Consider the following 18,688-nt stretch of genomic DNA (forward strand, 5'->3'; position numbering starts at 1 on the left):
ACCGCCGCGGTCCGCGTCGCCCTGGCCCACCGTCCGACGGCCGGCACACCCTGACGTACCGCATCGACACGGACACCCTGACCGATGCGACGACGCTCGAACCGGCACTCCTCGACGCGGAGTTCTGCGGCCGCGCACCCCGCACCCCGCACCCCGCACCCCGCACAGGATGAGGCCTAGAGCGGCGCGATGTCCGGTGCCCCGAGCCGCGCCGCGTCCGCCGTGAGATCGTCCGGCTGCCGCTGCGACTCCCGCTCCGCCTGCACCCGCTTCTCGTAGTGCTCGACCTCCCGGTCGATCTGCCCCTCGTCCCAGCCCAGCACCGGCGCCATCAGCTCCGCACAGATCCGGGCGCTGAGCGTGCCCCGGTCGAAGGTCTCGATGGAGATCCGGGTCCGGCGGGTCAGTACGTCGTCGAGGTGGCGGGCCCCCTCGTGCGAGGCCGCGTAGACGATCTCGGCCTTCAGATAGTCGTCCGCCGACGGCAGCGGCTCCCCCAGCGCCGGATCGTCGGCGATCAGATCGAGGAGCTCCTCGGTCATGGAGCCATAGCGGTTCAGCAGATGCTCCACCCGGGCGACATGGAGCCCCGTACGCGCCGCGATTCCCGCCCGGGCGTTCCACAGCGCCCGGTATCCCTCCGCCCCCAGCAGCGGAACGTCCTCGGTGACGCATTCCGCCACCCGCTTGTCGAGGCCGTGCACCGCCTCGTCCACGGCGTCCTTCGCCATCACCCGGTACGTCGTGTACTTGCCGCCCGCCACGACCACGAGGCCCGGCAGCGGGTGCGCCACCGTGTGCTCCCGCGAGAGCTTGCTGGTCGCATCCGATTCGCCGGCCAGCAGCGGCCGCAGCCCCGCGTAGACACCCTCGACGTCGTCCCTGGTCAGGGGTGTGGCCAGGACCGAGTTGACGTGTTCGAGCAGATAGTCGATATCGGCGCTGGATGCCGCCGGGTGCGCCTTGTCCAGGTCCCAGTCGGTGTCCGTCGTCCCGATGATCCAGTGCCGTCCCCACGGGATGACGAAGAGGACGGACTTCTCGGTCCGCAGGATCAGGCCGGTCGAGGAGTGGATGCGGTCCTTCGGGACGACCAGGTGGATGCCCTTGGACGCCCGGACGTGGAACTGCCCGCGCTCCCCGATCAGCGCCTGGGTGTCATCCGTCCAGACGCCGGTCGCGTTGACCACCTGTTTGGCCCTGACCTCGTACTCACCGCCCGCCTCGACGTCCTCCACACGGGCGCCGACGACCCGCTCACCCTCCCGGAGGAAGCCGATCACCCGCGCCCGGTTCGCCACATGGGCGCCGTATCCGGCGGCGGTGCGCACCAGGGTCGCCACATAGCGGGCGTCGTCCATCTGCGCGTCGTAGTACTGCAACGCCCCGACCAGGGCGTCCTTCTTCAGCGCCGGGGCGACCTGCAGGGCACGGCGACGGGAGAGATGCCGGTGGACGGGCAGACCGCGGCCGTGTCCCGACGACACCGACATCGCGTCATAGAGCGCTACGCCGGAACCGGCGTAGAGCCGCTCCCAGCCCTTGTGCTGCAGCGGATAGAGGAACGGCACGGGCTTCACCAGATGCGGGGCCAGCCGCCCCAGGAGCAGCCCGCGCTCCTTCAGCGCCTCCCGGACGAGCGCGAAGTCGAGCATCTCCAGATACCGCAGCCCGCCGTGGATCAGCTTGCTCGACCTGCTCGATGTGCCCGAGGCCCAGTCGCGCGCCTCGACGAGGCCGGTCGAGAGTCCTCTTGTCGCAGCGTCCAGCGCCGTACCGGCGCCGACCACGCCCGCCCCCACGACCAGCACGTCCAGTTCGCGCTCGGCCATCGCGGCAAGCGCCTCGGCGCGCTCCGCAGGTCCCAGTGTCGCTGTCCTCACTGCTGCCTCCCGGGTAGATCGGGGTGGTCCGACACGCGGTTCGACCCGACCGAGCGGTCGGACGACCCGTGCCCACCTCTCGATTCTGTCCGCCGTCCACGACTTCGGCCACCGCCTGTGGACAACACCAGGACGACTGAAGCCTCACAATGCGACATATAGGTCATATTTACGCCTAGTCTGACATTGCGCTGTCCCCAGCGGTTGCGCTTTCTGCTCTCATGGTCATGGACCGACCGGCAAACGGAGGGTGGCGCCCTCCATCTGCCGGTCGGTCCAAGGGAAGGACGGCCCATCCACATGCCCGCAGACCTCGCAGTCATCGGACTCGGCCACCTCGGCCTGCCCCTCGCCCAAGCCGCCGTCGCCGCCGGTGTCCAGACCGTCGGCTACGACACCGACCCACGCGCCTACGCGGAACTCTCCGCGGGCCACACCCCCGTCGAGGGATCGCTCACCGCCTCGGACGTACGCCGGATGCTCTCGGGGGGTTTCCGGCCCACCACCGACCCGGCCGAACTGGGCCGGGTCCGTACCGCGGTGATCTGCGCGCCCACCCCGCTCGGCGCCGACCGCACCCTCGACCTCACCGCCGTCGGCGACGCGGCCCGCGCGCTCGCCTCCCGGCTGCGCCCGCACACCACCGTCCTGCTGGAATCGGCCGTGCAGCCCGGCACCACCGAGAGCTATGTACTGCCCCTCCTCGAAGAGGGTTCGGGGCTGCGCGCCGGACGCGACTTCCACCTCGCCTACTCCCCCAGCCGCCTCGACCCCGGCAACAGGACCCACGTCTACGCCAATACCCCCAAGGTCATCGGCGGCCTCACTCCCGCCTGCACGGAATCCGCCGCCGCCTTCTACGGCCGGCTCACCGACAAGGTCGTCCGGGCCCGCGGGCCGCGCGAGGCCGAGATGACGAAGGTCCTGGAGACCAACTTCCGGCACGTCAACATCGCCCTGGTCAACGAGATGGCAGTGCTCTGTCACGATCTCGGCGTAGACCTCTGGGACGTCATCAGGTGCGCCGAGACCAAGCCCTTCGGCTTCCAGCCGTTCCGTCCGGGCCCCGGCGTCGGCGGTCACGGCGCCCCCGTCGACCCGGGCTACCTCCCGTACAACAGCCGCACCCCCGGCCACCCGTTGCGGATGGTCTCGCTCGCCCAGGAGATCAACGACCGGATGCCGCAGTACGTGATCCAGCGCTGCGCCACCCTCCTGAACGAGCACGGCAAGTCCGTACGTGGGGCCAGGGTGCTGCTCCTCGGCGTCACCTACAAGCCGGACCTCGCCGACCAGGAGGCCTCCCCCGCCCGGGAGATCGCGCTCCGGCTGATGGACATGGGCGCCCAGATCGGCTACCACGACCCGCATGTCCTGGACTGGCGGGTACGTGAACTCCCGGTCCCGCGCGCCGACTCGCTCTACGAGGCGGCTTCGAGCGCCGACCTCACGGTGCTGCTCCAGCACCACCGTACGTACGATCTCCAGGGCCTCGCGGTGAAGGCCCAGCTCCTCCTGGACACCCGGGGCGCGACTCCGGCGGGGGCCGCACACCGGCTGTGAGAAAGGGTTCTCCAAAGCTTTCGTGAAGGGTTCCCCAAGGATTTCGGTGGGCGATGTCACAGGTGACTGCTAGCCTGCGGCGTCACTTCTCGCACAGTCGTGCGCTTCCGTCCCAGGGGGGATTCCACCATGAGCCAGCCCGTGCCACCGGCACACCAGCCGAACGACGCCCAGCCCGCCGGCGGCAACCCGTACGCAGGCCAGCAGCCCGGCCAGCCCGCCGCCCCGACCGGCAACCCGTTCGCGGGTCAGCAGCCCGGCCCGTACGGCCAGCCCGGCCAGCCCGGCGTCCCGTTCGGCGGCGCGCCGTTCGCCCCGCCGGCCCCGGCGCGCAACAACCTGGGCCTGGGCCTGCTCACAGCGGTGGTCACGGCGCTCGCCGCGGCCTTTCTGTACGGCGTCATCGCCGGTGCGATCGAGCGCGAGGTCGGCTACATCGCCGTCGGCGTCGGCTTCCTCGTCGGCTTCGCGGCAAGCAAGGTCGGCGGACAGAACCCGGTGCTGCCCGTCGTCAGCGCCCTGCTGTCGATCGGCGCGGTCTACCTCGGCCAGCTCGTGGGCATCTCGATCATGCTGTCCGACCTGACACACACGTCGGCGTCCAGCGTTTTCTTCGACCACTTCGACGTCATCACGAAGGGTTGGAGCGAGTCGGCCGACTTCAAGACGTACCTCTTCCTCCTGATCGGTGCTGTCGGCGCGGTAGGCGGCGCAAAGAAGGCCTCGTAGCCACCAGGCGTCCTCGCACCCGGAAGGGCCCGGATCTGCAGACGCTGTCGGTCGATTCGGTCCAGTGCGGGATGTCGGCCCTCAAGACCTGGTTGTGGTCTTGGGGGCCGACATCGCTTTACGGGGTGGGTGTTGATGCCGATGCAGCCGAGCGGGATTCCGGCGGACGCGACTTCCACCTCGACCGCGCCCCCAGCCCGCGCGAGGCCGGGACGGCAAGGGTCCTGGAGACCGACTCCGGCACGTCAACCCCCGGCCGGATCGCTTGCCACGACCCGCATGTCCTCGACCTGGCGGGTACGCGAACTCCCGGCGCCCCGCGCCGACTCGCTGTACGAAGCGGCCTCCAGTGCCGATCTGACGGGTGCTGCTCCAGCACCACCGCACGTACGATCGCCGGACACTCGCCGCCAAGGCGCAGTTCCTTTTCGACACCCGCGGCGCACCCCGGGCCGAAGCCGCACACCGGCTCTGAGTGAATGCCCGAGATGTGGGCCCATCACTTCTTGCCCGTGAGCCGGACGCCCTGAACCTGATGACGAACGTGGCCACGGCCGACGGCACCGTCCCGGACAGCGTGATGGCCGGTCCTGATCCCGCACCAGCCACTTCCCAGCACTTCGCCCCGCCGAACAACTCGGCGGGGCGAAGTAACCGGGCCCGAATCAACCAACAGCGACCGCACCGGCGGTCCGGGCCCCCGTCATGCTCCGAACACTCAGCGGCGGTGCTGCGAGTCCGCCACCGTCACCTCGACGCGCTGGAACTCCTTGAGGTCGCTGTACCCCGTGGTCGCCATCGCGCGGCGCAGCGCACCGAAGATGTTCATCGAACCGTCGGGGGTGTGCGAGGGGCCGGTGAGGACCTCCTCGGTCGTGCCGACGGAGCCCAGGTCCACCAGCTTGCCGCGCGGCACGTCCTCGTGGACGGCCTCCATGCCCCAGTGGCGGCCGCGGCCCGGCGCGTCCGTCGCACGGGCCAGCGGGGAGCCCATCATCACGGCGTCCGCACCGCAGGCGATGGCCTTCGGCAGGTCGCCGGACCAGCCGACGCCGCCGTCCGCGATCACGTGCACGTACCGGCCGCCCGACTCGTCCATGTAGTCGCGGCGGGCTCCGGCCACATCGGCGACCGCGGTCGCCATCGGGACCTGGATGCCGAAGACGTTGCGCGTCGTGTGCGCGGCGCCGCCGCCGAAGCCGACGAGGACACCGGCCGCACCGGTACGCATCAGGTGCAGGGCGGCGGTGTACGTGGCGCAGCCGCCGACGATCACCGGGACGTCCAGCTCGTAGATGAACTGCTTGAGGTTGAGCGGCTCGGCCGCACCCGAGACATGCTCGGCGGAGACCGTCGTACCGCGGATGACGAAGATGTCCACACCCGCGTCGACGACGGCCTTCGAGAACTGCGCGGTGCGCTGCGGGGAGAGCGCGGCGGCGGTGACGACACCGGAGTCGCGCACCTCCTTGATGCGCTGTCCGATCAGCTCCTCCTGGATGGGGGCGGAGTAGATCTCCTGGAGGCGGCGCGTCGCCGACTCGACGGGCATCTCGGCGATCTCGTCGAGCAGCGGCTGCGGGTCGGCGTGCCGGGTCCACAGGCCCTCGAGGTTGAGGACGCCGAGGCCGCCGAGCTCACCGATGCGGATCGCGGTCTGCGGGGAGACCACGGAGTCCATGGGGGCCGCCAGGAACGGCAGCTCGAAACGGTAGGCGTCGATCTGCCAGGCGATCGAGACCTCCTTCGGGTCACGGGTACGACGGCTCGGAACGACGGCGATGTCGTCGAATGCGTACGCCCGGCGGCCGCGCTTGCCGCGCCCGATCTCGATCTCAGTCACGATGGTGTGGCCTTTCCCTCTACGTCTGCGTTGTCCAGTATCCCCGACACACGGCTGAGGGGCGGTCCCGGGAACCCCGGTCCGCCCCTCAGCTGCGCTGTTGCGTTACTTCCTGCTGTAGTTCGGCGCTTCGACCGTCATCTGGATGTCGTGCGGGTGGCTCTCCTTGAGACCCGCCGAGGTGATCCGGACGAACCGGCCGTTGGCCTGGAGCTCCGGGACGGTGCGTCCGCCGACGTAGAACATCGACTGGCGCAGACCGCCGGTGAGCTGGTGGACGACCGCGGAGAGCGGGCCGCGGTAGGGAACCTGGCCCTCGATGCCCTCGGGGACCAGCTTCTCGTCGGAGGCGACGCCCTCCTGGAAGTAGCGGTCCTTGGAGAACGACTTGCGGTCGCCACGGGTCTGCATCGCGGCGAGCGAACCCATGCCGCGGTACGACTTGAACTGCTTGCCGTTGATGAAGAGCAGCTCGCCCGGGGACTCCTCGCAGCCCGCGAGCAGCGAGCCGAGCATCACGGTGTCCGCACCGGCCACCAGGGCCTTGGCGATGTCGCCGGAGTACTGCAGACCGCCGTCGCCGATGACCGGGACACCGGCCGCCTTGGCGGCGAGCGAGGCCTCGTAGATCGCGGTGACCTGCGGGACGCCGATGCCGGCGACGACGCGGGTGGTGCAGATGGAGCCGGGGCCGACGCCGACCTTGATGCCGTCGACGCCCGCGTCGATCAGCGCCTGGGCGCCGTCACGGGTGGCGATGTTGCCGCCGATGACATCGACCGAGGAGTTCGACTTGATCTTGGCAACCATGTCGCCGACCAGCCGGGAGTGGCCGTGGGCGGTGTCGACGACGATGAAGTCGACGCCCGCCTCGATGAGCGCCTGGGCCCGCTCGTACGCGTCGCCCGCGACGCCGACGGCGGCGCCGACCAGCAGTCGGCCTTCCTTGTCCTTGGCGGCGTTCGGGTACTTCTCGGCCTTGACGAAGTCCTTGACGGTGATGAGGCCCTTGAGGACCCCCGCGTCGTCGACCAGCGGAAGCTTCTCGATCTTGTGGCGGCGCAGCAGCTCCATGGCGTCCACGCCGGAGATGCCGACCTTGCCGGTGACCAGCGGCATCGGCGTCATGACCTCGCGCACCTGGCGCGTACGGTCCGACTCGAAGGCCATGTCGCGGTTGGTGACGATGCCGAGCAGCTTGCCCGCGCCGTCGGTGACCGGGACGCCGCTGATGCGGAATTTGGCACACAGTTCGTCGGCGTCGCGCAGCGTCGCGTCCGGGTGCACCGTGATCGGGTCGGTGACCATGCCGGACTCGGAGCGCTTCACCAGGTCGACCTGGTTGGCCTGGTCGGCGATGGAGAGATTGCGGTGCAGCACACCGGCGCCACCCTGCCGGGCCATGGCAATCGCCATGCGCGCCTCGGTGACCTTGTCCATCGCAGCGGAGAGCAGCGGGATGTTCACCCGCACGTTCCTGGAGATGTACGAGGAGGTGTCGATCTGGTCGGGCGCCATGTCGGACGCGCCGGGCAGCAGCAGCACGTCGTCGTATGTCAGCCCGAGCGTCGCGAATTTCTCGGGCACTCCGTCGACGTTTGCAGTCATGACACCTTCCCCAAATGGCCTTGATCGGTGCGGATGTCCATGCTAACGGCCTCCGGCGGTGTCTCATTCCACGAGCAAGATCACCTAGAGGTTCTGTAGCTTCGTACGGAACCTGGACCAGGCCCGGGTCACTGCTCCGCGAGGGCCCGCAGCCTGCTCAGCGCCCGATGCTGGGCGACCCGGACCGCACCCGGCGACATGCCCAGCATCTGTCCGGTCTCCTCGGCGGTCAGACCGACCGCGACCCGCAGCACGAGCAGCTCACGCTGGTTGTCCGGGAGGTTGGCAAGAAGCTTCTTGGCCCAGGCCGCATCGCTGCTGAGCAGCGCACGCTCCTCGGGCCCGAGCGAATCGTCCGGCCGCTCGGGCATCTCGTCGGAGGGCACGGCCGTCGATCCCGGGTGCCGCATGGCGGCCCGCTGGAGATCGGCGACCTTGTGGCCCGCGATGGCGAAGACAAAGGCTTCGAAGGGTCTGCCGGTGTCCTTGTAGCGCGGCAGCGCCATCAGCACCGCGACACAGACCTCCTGCGCCAGGTCCTCCACGAAGTGGCGAGCATCACCGGGCAGCCGGTTCAGCCGGGACCTGCAGTAGCGCAGCGCGAGGGGGTGGACATGGGCCAGCAGATCATGGGTGGCCTGCGCGTCGCCCTCGACAGCACGGTGCACCAGTGCACCGATCACCGTCGTCTCGTCGTCGCGCATCGGACCATGGTGCCCCGGAGCCGCATCATCCGTGCCGCCGCGTCCGTAGTTGTGCACCGAAGCGTTATGAGCGGGTGCGCCGGAAGTCATGTCCTGCGCCCTCCCCTTCCGCTCGACCGAATCGTTCCCGAGGAACTCCACATCTCAAGGATGCGTCATCGGCCGGGAAGCGTCACATACCGTCGGCGCGGAGGGCACCACCGGCGGGGCGGAGCCCACCCCGCGCACATCGGTCACATCGCCCCGTCCGCCGGTGTGCGGACGGGGAATCGATCGACTGCCGGCCATGGCCGGTCCTCAGCGGACCAGGCCCCAGCGGAAGCCGAGCGCCACGGCGTGCGCCCGGTCCGAGGCGCCGAGCTTCTTGAACAGACGCCTGGCGTGCGTCTTCACCGTGTCCTCGGAGAGGAACAGCTCACGGCCGATCTCGGCGTTCGAGCGGCCGTGACTCATTCCTTCGAGCACCTGGATCTCACGCGCGGTGAGCGTCGGCGCCGCCCCCATCTCGGCCGACCGCAGCCGGCGCGGGGCGAGCCGCCACGTCGGATCGGCCAGCGCCTGGGTGACGGTGGCCCGCAGCTCCGCGCGGGAGGCGTCCTTGTGCAGATAGCCGCGGGCACCGGCGGCGACCGCGAGCGCGACACCGTCCAGGTCCTCGGCGACGGTCAGCATGATGATCCTGGCGCCGGGGTCGGCGGAGAGCAGCCGCCGGACCGTCTCCACACCTCCCAGACCGGGCATGCGTACGTCCATCAGAATCAGATCCGAACGGTCGGCGCCCCAGCGGCGGAGTACTTCCTCGCCGTTGGCCGCCGTCGTCACACGCTCGACGCCGGGCACGGTCGCGACCGCGCGACGGAGCGCTTCTCGGGCAAGCGGGGAGTCGTCGCAGACGAGGACGGATGTCATGACCGTCCTCCGCAGCTGATGCGCGTCACCTTGAGCCTCCAGGCTGTTACAAGTCGTCACCTGAGCGGTTGACGCTCTCGGACATCTGCCCGATCGCTTTTTCTGTCAACCGCCACCGCCCTCTCAACGATGGTCACTCGAAAGAGTTACGGGTCGGACGGCCGGGTTCGGCACTCTACGTGAGGACCCGTACACGGAGGAGAGCGGCGCGGATCATCCAACCGTCAACGGAAACTTCACATGAAGGTATGCCCTATTTGGCGGGTTTTCTTCCCTTTTGCTGGTGTCTGTGGCTAGATTCGCAATCAGTCATATTTACATCTACTTACACCGTAGATGTAAATGTCATGGACACGGTCATTAACGGACGACAACGACGATTCCGACTCAGCATGGTTTCGAGGGGACAAGCAATGGCAGATTTCTCCCGCCTTCCCGGACCCAACGCCGATCTGTGGGACTGGCAGCTGTTGGCGGCCTGCCGTGGGGTCGACAGCTCGCTGTTCTTCCACCCGGAGGGTGAGCGCGGGGCGGCACGGAGCGCCCGCGAGAACTCGGCAAAAGAGGTCTGCATGCGATGCCCGGTTCGCGCCGAGTGTGCAGCACACGCACTGGCGGTGCGTGAGCCCTACGGAGTGTGGGGCGGACTGACCGAGGACGAACGCGAGGAGCTCATGGGACGGGCCCGCAACCGGCTGATCACAGCAGCGGCGCCGTCGGGCCTTCCGTCCCCGTCGGGGCACGGCTGATCCCGCCGCACCCCGCACCATAAATAGAAAAACGTTTCCGCGTTTTACCCGGCCACCAAAGGGGGCCGGGTCACAGGCAGGCCCCGCTCAGCGGGCGGCCGCCAGGGACAGCCGATCCAGGGTGGCAGCCACTGCCGGTACCTGGGCCAGGTCGGGCAGGGTCAGGGCGACGATCTCGCGCTCGACGGCCGGTTCCACCGTCACGGTGCGGGCCCCCTTGGGGCGTACCGACTCGATCGCCAGCTCCGGCAGTACGGCCACCCCCAGTCCGGCGCCGACCAGGCCGATCACTGCCGGGTAGTCGTCTGTGGCGAAGTCGATCCGGGGCGTGAACCCGGACTCCTCACAGACCTCCACCAGCTGGCGGCGGCAGCGCGGGCAGCCCGCGATCCACGACTCGTCGGCCAGCTCGGCGACGCCGACCGCCGCCGCACCGGCCAGCCGGTGCCCCTCCGGGACCAGGCCGATCAGCCGGTCGGTGAGCAGCGGGCGTACGACCAGGTCGTCCCACTCCGCGCCGGAGGCGCCGTAACGGAACGCCAGCGCGATGTCGCAGTCGCCCTCGCGCAGCATCTCGACCGAGCGCGGCGGCTCGGCCTCGACCAGGGAGACCCGGGTGCCGGGGTGGGCCGCGCGCAGCGCCGCGAGGGCGCCGGGGACCAGTGTGGAGCTGCCGCTGGGGAACGAGACGAGCCGGACCCGGCCGGCCCGCAGCCCGGCGATCGCGGCGACCTCCTCCTCGGCGGCGGTGAGCCCGGCGAGGATCCCGGAGGCGTGCCGGACAAGTGCCTCACCCGCCTGGGTGAGCCGCATCTCGCGTCCCGTACGGATCAACAGGGTGGTCCCCACGGAGGCTTCCAGCGCCTTCATCTGCTGGCTGACCGCGGGCTGGGTGCAGCCCAGTTCGCGGGCGGCGGCGGAGAACGAGCCGGTGGCGGCCACGGCGCGCAGGACACGGAGATGACGGGCTTCGATCACACTTCAATCATAAGAGATTCTTGGGTTGGGTGCGAATTTTTGGCGCATTTCTTTGAGAGTGGAGTGGTTAGCGTTCTCTGTATGAAGCCGATGAAGCTGTTGACGGTGAATGTGGGACGGCCCAAGGCCGTCGGCTACTCCGACGCCCCCGGCGGCCTGACCGGGATCGACAAGCAGCCGGCCGACGGCCCCGTACGCGTCACCGACCCCGGCCCCAAGGGCACCGGCGGCAGTGGCCTGGCCGGGGACACGGTGTGCGATCTGCGCCATCACGGCGGCTCCGATCAGGCCGTGTACGCCTTCGCCCGCGAGGACCTCGACGGCTGGGAGCGGGAACTCGGCCGCCCGCTGGCCAATGGCGCGTTCGGCGAGAACCTGACGACCAGCGGTCTGGACGTGAGCGGCGCGAAGATCGGCGAGCGCTGGCGGATCGGCCCCGAGCTGGTCCTGGAGGTCACGTCGAGCCGGATTCCGTGCCGTACGTTCGCCGGTCATCTCGACGAGAAGCGCTGGGTCAAGCGGTTCACGCAGGCGGCTTCCCCGGGTGCCTATCTGCGGGTGATCGAGCCGGGCGGGATCCGCGCCGGGGACCCGGTCGAGATCGTGCACCGCCCGGACCACGACGTCACAGTGAAACTGGACTTCCTGGCCTCGACAACGCGACGGGAGCTGCTCCCGAAGCTGCTCGCGGCGGGGGACGCGCTGCATCCCGAGTCGCTGCGTGCCGCTCTGAAGTACGTGGAGACGCAGGCGGCGGACGACTGATCGCGGCGTGCCGTACAGGCACTAACGTGCCGCGTATGACGACTGCACTGATTACGGGCGCGACAGCAGGGATCGGAGCCGCCTTCGCGCGGCGGCTCGCGGCCGATGGGCACAACCTGGTGCTGGTGGCGCGCAACACCGAGCGGCTGCGCGAGCAGGCGACGGAACTGCACGACCGGCACGGCATCGAGGCCGAGGTGCTGACGGCCGACCTGTCCGAGGACAAGGGGATCGCCGCGGTCGAGAACCGGTTGACGGACCGTCACCAGCCGGTCGATCTGCTGGTCAACAACGCCGGGTTCGGCAACAAGGGCCGCTATCTGGATGTGCCCATGGCCGATGAGCTGAAGATGCTGAAGGTGCACTGCGAGGCGGTGCTGCGGCTGACCTCGGCGGCCGCGGCCGGCATGAAGGAGCGCGGGCGGGGCGGGGTCGTCAATGTGGCCTCGGTGGCGGCGTTCGTGCCGCGCGGGACGTACGGCGCGTCCAAGGCGTGGGTCGTGCAGTTCACCCAGGGCGCGGCGAAGGACCTGGCCGGTTCGGGGGTGCGGCTGATGGCGCTGTGCCCCGGCTTCGTACGGACCGAGTTCCACGAGCGGGCCGGGATGGGGACCGGCAACATCCCGGGCTGGATGTGGCTCGACGCGGACAAACTGGTGGCGACGGCCCTGGCGGACCTGGCGCGCGGCAAGTCGGTCTCGGTTCCGGACCCGCGGTACAAGGCGTTGATGGGGCTCGTGAAGGTGACGCCGCGCGGCCTGCTCGGAGGGGTCACCTCCAAGACAGGCCGCAAGTACGGGCCCCAGTGAGCGGGCGGTTACCGGGCAGGTGGTCAACGGGTGGGCGGTTACCGCACTCTGCGGCCCGCGCAGTGCGGTTACCGGGCAGGTGGTTACCGCACTCCGCGGCCCGCGTAGGCGCCGATGTTGGGGGCGCCGGGCTTCAGTTCGTTGCCGAAGTAGTCCTTGCCGCCATTGTTCTCGATGACGGCTCCGGCGGCGAGGGCGGGCGAGCCCGCACCGAGCCGGAAGTCCGTGCGCAGCTTCGGGTCGGCCGTGATACCGCCTGCATCGGGGCGGGTCATGTCGATGCCGTAGAAGGCGTTGTGGTCGAAGGAGAGCCCGGGCGTCGGGTTCTTGAAGGCGTAGCCGCCGGTGCCCTCGCTCACGAAGATGTTGTTCCGGATGGACAGTTCGTGCTGGGTGGTGGCGGGGCTGCCGGCGTCGTCCTGGACGAGGTGGCCGGGGATCTGCTCCTTGTTGTGGAAGGTGTTGTTGTAGATCTCCGTGTCGAGGATCGGGCCCCAGCAGTTCTGGATCAGACGGGCGCCGTCGTTGCGGCTGACGTTGTAGCGGGCGACCGTGCCGATGGTCTTGGCGCCGCTGTACGGGCAGATCAGCAGGAAGCCGCCCTTGTTGTCGTGGCTGTAGTTGTACTGGAAGACCGTGTTCTGCGAGGCGCCGTCGGCGTCGAAGGACATCCCGTCGTGAGTGTTGCCGCCGCCCGAGACCTCGTTGTATTCGACGGTCGTGTCGTCGGTGTTGAAGGTCCAGATGCCTGCGTTGGCGGAGGGCGAGCGCAGTTGGAAGCCGTCGACCCGGTTGTGGTCGACGCGGGCGCCGCTGGTGGTGTCGAGCTTCATGCCGTCACCGGCCAGGGACTTCAGCGTGTTGTGGTGGATGCGGACTCCGGTGCTCGGCGTCCACTCCCCCGGGTAGACGTTCGGGTCCTGCTGCTCGCCGACGAGATCGCGCTTGGAGAAGGTCGACTTGAAGTAGATGCCCTCGCGGTCGACGTCCTCGATGCGGTTGTGCCCGATGTCCAGGCCGTCGTACCGGCTGGCCTTCGCTGTGCCCTCGACCGCGATGTGGATCGCGCTGGAGCCGGACACCGTCTTGTAGTCGCCGCCGCGCACATCGTGGATGTAGAGGCCGGAGATGTCGAAGCCGCGGGCGGTGCCGTAGTCGGTGAGGCGGAGGCGGACGCCGTTGCGCTCACTGCCGGGGTTGTCGGCGTTGGTGATCTCCAGGGCCTTGAGGTGCACGTACTGCATGTTGGAAAGCAGGATGACATCGTGGGCGCCCGCGCCGTCGAGCTCGGCGCGGGCCGGGCCGCTGCCGTAGTCGGCGATGGTGAACGGGGCGCGGGCGGAGCCTGTGCCCTTGGGGGTGAGGGTGCCGGTGCAGGTGGCGCCGCGCTTGAAGAGCAGCCGGTCGCCGGGGCCGTAGGTGTGCGCGTTGGCCTCGGCGAGCGTGGTCCAGGGGTGCTGCTCGCTGCCGGTGGCACCGGCCGGGGCGGCTGCGCAGTCGACGTGGAAGCTACGGCCGGTGGGTGCGGCCTGTGCGGCGCTCTGGCCGGCGACGGTCAGGCCGGCGGCGGCCGTCAGGGCCGCGAGCGCCGCAGCAGTGACGCGATGTCTCACAATTCCTCCGTACGAACAGTCAGGGACGGGACGAGTCGGCATCGCCGGAATCCTGGACTCGGATTGATCGAACGTCAATGGATTGCGTTTGAATGATCGAAACTCCCATCGTTCGATCACGTTGGTCTAGGGTCGGACAACGCCCCCGGCACCGGCCGGACCGGGGGCCGGGCCACACACTGCGAGGGGACTGCTGCCGTGCGCGAAAGTGCTGCTGAACGTCATGACCGCCTGCTGGGGCTGGTACGGGAACGGGGCTCGGCCCGGGTCTCGGATCTGGCCTCGCAGCTGGGGGTCTCGCCCGTCACGGTGCGCCGGGACGTGGAGGAGCTGGCCGGCCGGGGCCTGCTCGACCGGGTCCACGGCTCGGTGTCCTGGCCGCAGGACGCCGCCCCCGCCGCCACCACGGGGCCCGGCGGCAGCGGCCTGGTCCTCGGCATGCTCGCGCCCTCCGCGACGTACTACTTCGCCGAGGTCATCCGCGGGGCCCACGAGGCCGCCGCAAGGGCGGGCGCCCGGCTGATACTGCGGATCTCCGACTACCGGCCGCAGGAGGACCACGCCCGCACCGAGGGCCTGCTCTCCGCGGGTGCCGAGGGGCTGCTGATCGCGCCGGGCTGGCGGCACCCCGGCGACCCCGCCGCGTTCGGCGACTGGATCGCCTCACTGCCCGTGCCGACCGTCCTGCTGGAGCGCAGGCCCACCACGGGCTCCCCGCTGGACGGCCTGGACCGGGTCTGCTCCGACCATGCGCACGGGGTGCTGCTCGCCGTACGCCACCTGGTGGATCTCGGGCACGGGGCGCCGCTGCTGATGGCCCGGGCGGACTCCCCCACCGCCGTCGCGGTGCGGTCCGGGTACGAGGAGGCCCTGGCCGTACTCGGGCTGCGCGCACCGCAGGACGTGATCGATTCCGTACCGGCCGAACTCGCTCCGGACGCGTTCGAACAGGCCGTGCAGGCGCTGCGGGAGGCGGTCCGCTCAGGGGTGGCGACGGCGGCGCTGATCCACAACGACGTGGACGCGATCCAGGTGGTGCAGCGCCTGGCCGAGCTGGGCGTACGGGTGCCGGACGATCTGGCGCTGATCGCGTACGACGACGAGGTGGCGGCCCTCGCGGACACCCCGCTCACGGCCGTGGCACCGCCCAAGCGCGAGGTGGGCCGCCATGCGACGGAACTGCTGGTGGAGCGGCTCGGCCAGGGCGCGGACACGCCCCGGCGGCATCTGACACTGCTCCCGCAGCTGCGGGTCCGGGACTCGTGCGGAGCGCCCCTCTCGTAGGCGTTCTCACGGGTTGCCCCGCACCTCTCGCACAGGGCGCCCCGTTCACTTCCGTACGTAACTTATCTGATCTTTTTTCGATCAATCGCTCTTTCGCTCTTGACTTCGGTCACGGCTGGTCCAAGGATCACGGCCAACGCCAATGTCGTCGCCTGTTCAGGAGCCTCGCTGTGAGCCGCAGTTCGAGCAGAACGTCCCTCGCCGTAGTCGGCGCCGCCACCGCCCTCGCCGTTCTCACGGCCTGTGGCGGCAGCGGCGACGACAGTGCCGCCGCCGGAAGCGACGGCAAGCCCGTCAGCGTCACCTTCTGGGGCTGGACCAAGGGGTCCAAGGAGGTCGTTGACGCGTTCAACGCCTCGCACAAGAACATCAAGGTGGTGTACGAGGAGATCCCGTCCGGCAACGCGGGCGGCTACGCCAAGATCTCCAACGCGGTGAAGGCGGGCAACGCCCCCGACCTGGTCTCCATCGAGTACCCGCAGCTTCCGGAGTACGTCAGTCAGGGCGCGCTCCAGGACATCGGCCAGTACTTCACCGACGACATCAAGAAGAAGCTGCTGCCGCAGGCGGTCGAGCTGACGACGCTCGGCGGCAAGAACTGGGCCGTTCCGTTCGACGCCTCGCCACAGGCCTTCTACTACCGCAAGGATCTGTTCGAGAAGTACGGCGTCGAGGTTCCCCAGACCTGGGACGACTTCCGCAAGGCCGCCGAGAAGGTCAAGAAGGCCGACAAGAAGGCCCGTATCGGCACCTTCTTCCCCGACGACCCGACCACGTTCCAGGCGATGGCCTGGCAGGCCGGCGCCCAGTGGTACAAGCCCGAGGGCGACACCTGGAAGGTCAGCACGGCCGACGCGGCCACCAGCAAGGTCGCCGACTACTGGCAGGGCCTGCTCGACGACGACCTGATCCGCGCCAACGCCTCGTTCAGCCCCGAGTGGACCAACTCCCTCAAGAACGGCGGCACCGTCGGCTACCTCGGCGCCGCCTGGGGCGCGGGCGTCCTCAAGGGCACGCTGCCCGAGCAGAGCGGCAAGTGGGCCGTCGCCCCGATGCCCAGCTGGGACGGCAAGCCGGCCAGCGGCATGCTCGGCGGCTCCACCTTCGCGGTGACCAGGACCAGCAAGAAGGCCAAGGCCGCGGTCGAGTTCGCCACCTGGATGTCGACCACCGAGGAAGGCATCAAGGCCCGCATCGAGTCCGGCACTTCGAGCGCCTTCCCGGCCGCGGCGGCGCTGCGCCCGGTGGCGAAGAAGGCCTTCGACGCGGACTTCTACGGCGGCGAGGACATCTACCAGGTGTTCGAGGACGCCGCGACGTCCATCGGCCCCGACTGGAACTGGGGCCCGACGACCGGCACGACGAACACCACCATCAAGGACCAGTTCGGCAAGGTCGCCAGCGGCGGCACCACCATCAAGGACGCGGTGAAGGCCGGGCACGACGCCACGGTCACCGAGCTGAAGAAGCGCGGCCTGAAGGTCGAGGACGCAGGCTGATGAAGCGCGCCCGGACGACCAGAGCCGCCGCCATCCTGCTGGGGCCCTTCTTCGTACTGTTCACCGTGGCCATGGTGCTGCCGATCGGATACGCGGTCTGGCTCAGCCTGTTCACCGAGAAACAGTCCGGACTGGGCTTCGGCGGCACCGAGACCGTCTTCAGCGGACTCGACAACTACACGGCGGCCCTGGGCGACCGGGCGTTCCGCGAGGGCTTCGGCGTACTCCTCGGATACTGCCTGTTCTACATTCCGCTGCTGCTCGTCGGGGCCCTCGCCCTCGCCCTGCTGCTGGACTCCACGCTGGCCCGCGCCCGCCGGTTCTTCCAGCTCGCGCTCTTCCTGCCGCACGCCGTGCCCGGCATCATCGCCGCGCTGATCTGGGTCTACCTCTACACACCCCAGCTCAGCCCGGTGGTCAGCGCCATGGAGTCCGGCGGAATCGGCTTCGACTTCTTTTCGCCCGAGGGCGCCCTCCCCTCCATCGTCAACATCGCCCTGTGGGAGTGGCTCGGCTACAACATGGTGATCTTCTACGCCGCGTTGCAGGCCATCGACCGCTCCGTACTCGAAGCGGCCACCGTCGACGGGGCCGGTGCCTGGCGCGTCGCACTCAGCATCAAGGTCCCGCTGATCCGCGCCTCGGTCGTGATGGTCGCGCTGTTCACGGTCATCGGCTCCCTCCAGCTGTTCACCGAGCCGCTGATCCTCAACAAGGGGACCGGTTCCGCCGTTTCCTCCACCTGGACGCCGAACATGTACGCGTACACCGCGGCCTTCGAACGCAACGACTACGGTCTCGCCGCGGCCGCCTCCATCCTGCTGGCGCTCACGGCCGCGCTGCTGTCCTTCGTCGTCACCCGCTTCACCGGCCGGAAGGGCAAGAAAGCATGAACTCCCCCGCCTCCCGCGGCCGCTGGATGTCGAAGACCGCGGTCAACGGCTTCCTTCTGCTCGCCGTCGTCTACATGCTCTTCCCCCTCGTCTGGCTGGTCACGGCCGCCACGAAGGACACCGGCGGGCTGCTCGCGGGCAACGCGTTCTCCTTCGAGGGCTTCAACCTCGGCGAGAATCTGTCGAACCTGGCCTCCTACGGCGACGGCATCTACTTCCGCTGGTATCTCAACAGCCTCTTCTACGCGGGCGGCGGGGCGATCGTCTGCTCACTGATCTGTGTCGCCGCGGGGTACGCCTTCGACAAGTACGAATTCCGGGGCAAGGAGAAGCTGTTCGCCCTTGTGCTGATGGGCGTGCTCGTCCCCACCACGGCGCTCGCCCTGCCGATGTATCTCCTGGCCTCCAAGACCGGCCTGGTCAACACCTACTGGTCCGTACTGATCCCGGTGCTCGTCAACCCGTTCGGCGTGTATCTCGCCCGGGTGTTCAGCACCGGCTACATACCGGACGAGGCCCTTGAGGCCGCCCGTATCGACGGGGCCGGCGAGCTGCGCGTCTTCTGGTCCATCGGGCTGCGCATGGTCATGCCGGGCTTCGTGACCGTCTTCCTCTTCCAGTTCACCGCGATCTGGAACAACTTCTTCCTCCCCCTCGTGATGCTCTCGGACCGCAAGCTCTTCCCGCTGAGCCTCGGTCTGTACTCCTGGAACACCAACACCCACGGCGAGCCGAGCTTCTATCCGCTCGTCGTCACCGGCTCTCTCCTCGCCGTCATCCCCCTCATCGTCGCCTTCGTCTCGCTGCAGCGGCACTGGAAGGCCGGTCTGACCGCCGGCAGCGTCAAGTGACTCTCACG

General features: G+C 69.2%; 16 protein-coding genes and 1 pseudogene. 10 read left to right on the forward strand and 7 right to left on the reverse strand.

The window, feature by feature from the left end; all coding sequences use genetic code 11:
- Positions 1 to 176: 176 nt before the first annotated feature.
- Positions 177 to 1,883, reverse strand: a complete 1,707-nt coding sequence (locus ACGFU7_RS04555) for a glycerol-3-phosphate dehydrogenase/oxidase (protein ID WP_393692268.1) — start codon at positions 1,881 to 1,883, stop codon at positions 177 to 179.
- Positions 1,884 to 2,183: 300 nt separating this feature from the next.
- Between ACGFU7_RS04555 and ACGFU7_RS04560 the strand changes: the two genes are divergently transcribed.
- The 3 genes and pseudogenes from ACGFU7_RS04560 to ACGFU7_RS04570 all read left to right on the forward strand — a co-directional run.
- Positions 2,184 to 3,446: a nucleotide sugar dehydrogenase gene (locus tag ACGFU7_RS04560; RefSeq protein WP_393692270.1), complete on the forward strand. Its 1,263-nt coding sequence runs from the start codon at positions 2,184 to 2,186 to the stop codon at positions 3,444 to 3,446.
- A gap of 129 nt (positions 3,447 to 3,575) precedes the next feature.
- Positions 3,576 to 4,175 carry a hypothetical protein gene (locus ACGFU7_RS04565; protein ID WP_393692271.1) on the forward strand — a complete coding sequence of 200 codons (600 nt, stop codon included), beginning with the start codon at positions 3,576 to 3,578 and terminating at the stop codon, positions 4,173 to 4,175.
- A gap of 200 nt (positions 4,176 to 4,375) precedes the next feature.
- A pseudogene (locus ACGFU7_RS04570) lies at positions 4,376 to 4,650 on the forward strand (nucleotide sugar dehydrogenase); the annotation flags it as partial.
- Positions 4,651 to 4,893: 243 nt separating this feature from the next.
- On the opposite strand, the gene ACGFU7_RS04575 reads toward ACGFU7_RS04570, so the two are convergent.
- The 4 genes from ACGFU7_RS04575 to ACGFU7_RS04590 form a co-directional block, all read right to left on the reverse strand.
- Positions 4,894 to 6,018, reverse strand: a complete 1,125-nt coding sequence (locus tag ACGFU7_RS04575; protein WP_072486665.1) for a GuaB3 family IMP dehydrogenase-related protein — start codon at positions 6,016 to 6,018, stop codon at positions 4,894 to 4,896.
- Between the two features lie 105 nt (positions 6,019 to 6,123).
- Positions 6,124 to 7,626, reverse strand: a complete 1,503-nt coding sequence (guaB, locus tag ACGFU7_RS04580; protein ID WP_393692273.1) for an IMP dehydrogenase — start codon at positions 7,624 to 7,626, stop codon at positions 6,124 to 6,126.
- A 128-nt stretch (positions 7,627 to 7,754) separates the two neighbouring features.
- Positions 7,755 to 8,330, reverse strand: a complete 576-nt coding sequence (locus tag ACGFU7_RS04585; RefSeq protein WP_093893485.1) for a sigma-70 family RNA polymerase sigma factor — start codon at positions 8,328 to 8,330, stop codon at positions 7,755 to 7,757.
- Between the two features lie 297 nt (positions 8,331 to 8,627).
- Positions 8,628 to 9,239 carry a response regulator transcription factor gene (locus tag ACGFU7_RS04590; protein ID WP_003948568.1) on the reverse strand — a complete coding sequence of 204 codons (612 nt, stop codon included), beginning with the start codon at positions 9,237 to 9,239 and terminating at the stop codon, positions 8,628 to 8,630.
- A gap of 413 nt (positions 9,240 to 9,652) precedes the next feature.
- Between ACGFU7_RS04590 and ACGFU7_RS04595 the strand changes: the two genes are divergently transcribed.
- Positions 9,653 to 9,988 carry a WhiB family transcriptional regulator gene (locus ACGFU7_RS04595; RefSeq protein ID WP_393692275.1) on the forward strand — a complete coding sequence of 112 codons (336 nt, stop codon included), beginning with the start codon at positions 9,653 to 9,655 and terminating at the stop codon, positions 9,986 to 9,988.
- Positions 9,989 to 10,075: 87 nt separating this feature from the next.
- On the opposite strand, the gene ACGFU7_RS04600 is transcribed toward ACGFU7_RS04595, so the two are convergent.
- Positions 10,076 to 10,966, reverse strand: a complete 891-nt coding sequence (locus tag ACGFU7_RS04600; protein WP_393692277.1) for a LysR family transcriptional regulator — start codon at positions 10,964 to 10,966, stop codon at positions 10,076 to 10,078.
- A gap of 90 nt (positions 10,967 to 11,056) precedes the next feature.
- On the opposite strand from ACGFU7_RS04600, the gene ACGFU7_RS04605 reads away from it, so the two are divergent.
- Both ACGFU7_RS04605 and ACGFU7_RS04610 read left to right on the forward strand, forming a co-directional pair.
- Positions 11,057 to 11,731 carry an MOSC domain-containing protein gene (locus ACGFU7_RS04605; RefSeq protein ID WP_393692869.1) on the forward strand — a complete coding sequence of 225 codons (675 nt, stop codon included), beginning with the start codon at positions 11,057 to 11,059 and terminating at the stop codon, positions 11,729 to 11,731.
- 35 nt (positions 11,732 to 11,766) lie between these two features.
- On the forward strand, positions 11,767 to 12,540 hold the full coding sequence (locus ACGFU7_RS04610; RefSeq protein ID WP_393692279.1) for an SDR family NAD(P)-dependent oxidoreductase: 774 nt from the start codon (positions 11,767 to 11,769) through the stop codon (positions 12,538 to 12,540).
- Between the two features lie 83 nt (positions 12,541 to 12,623).
- Here the strand turns inward: ACGFU7_RS04610 and ACGFU7_RS04615 are convergent, their stop codons facing one another.
- Positions 12,624 to 14,153, reverse strand: coding sequence for a right-handed parallel beta-helix repeat-containing protein (locus ACGFU7_RS04615; protein ID WP_393692281.1), 1,530 nt, complete (start codon positions 14,151 to 14,153; stop codon positions 12,624 to 12,626).
- Between the two features lie 198 nt (positions 14,154 to 14,351).
- Here ACGFU7_RS04615 and ACGFU7_RS04620 point away from each other — a divergent pair, with 198 nt between their 5' ends.
- From ACGFU7_RS04620 to ACGFU7_RS04635, 4 genes are all read left to right on the forward strand, one after another.
- Positions 14,352 to 15,437, forward strand: coding sequence for a LacI family DNA-binding transcriptional regulator (locus ACGFU7_RS04620; RefSeq protein ID WP_393692283.1), 1,086 nt, complete (start codon positions 14,352 to 14,354; stop codon positions 15,435 to 15,437).
- A gap of 170 nt (positions 15,438 to 15,607) precedes the next feature.
- Positions 15,608 to 16,936: an ABC transporter substrate-binding protein gene (locus ACGFU7_RS04625; RefSeq protein ID WP_393692285.1), complete on the forward strand. Its 1,329-nt coding sequence runs from the start codon at positions 15,608 to 15,610 to the stop codon at positions 16,934 to 16,936.
- The gene (locus ACGFU7_RS04630) at positions 16,936 to 17,829 is read left to right on the forward strand and encodes a carbohydrate ABC transporter permease (protein ID WP_393692287.1); all 894 of its coding nucleotides are present in this window, start codon (positions 16,936 to 16,938) and stop codon (positions 17,827 to 17,829) included. Before ACGFU7_RS04625 ends, ACGFU7_RS04630 begins: the two co-directional genes overlap by 1 nt.
- Positions 17,826 to 18,680 (forward strand): carbohydrate ABC transporter permease, encoded by an 855-nt coding sequence (locus ACGFU7_RS04635; RefSeq protein ID WP_393692289.1) that lies wholly within the window; start codon positions 17,826 to 17,828, stop codon positions 18,678 to 18,680. Before ACGFU7_RS04630 ends, ACGFU7_RS04635 begins: the two co-directional genes overlap by 4 nt.
- Positions 18,681 to 18,688: the final 8 nt, after the last annotated feature.

Source organism: Streptomyces sp. NPDC048473 (assembly GCF_043200155.1).
In the GTDB taxonomy this organism is placed as follows: Bacteria; Actinomycetota; Actinomycetes; order Streptomycetales; family Streptomycetaceae; genus Streptomyces.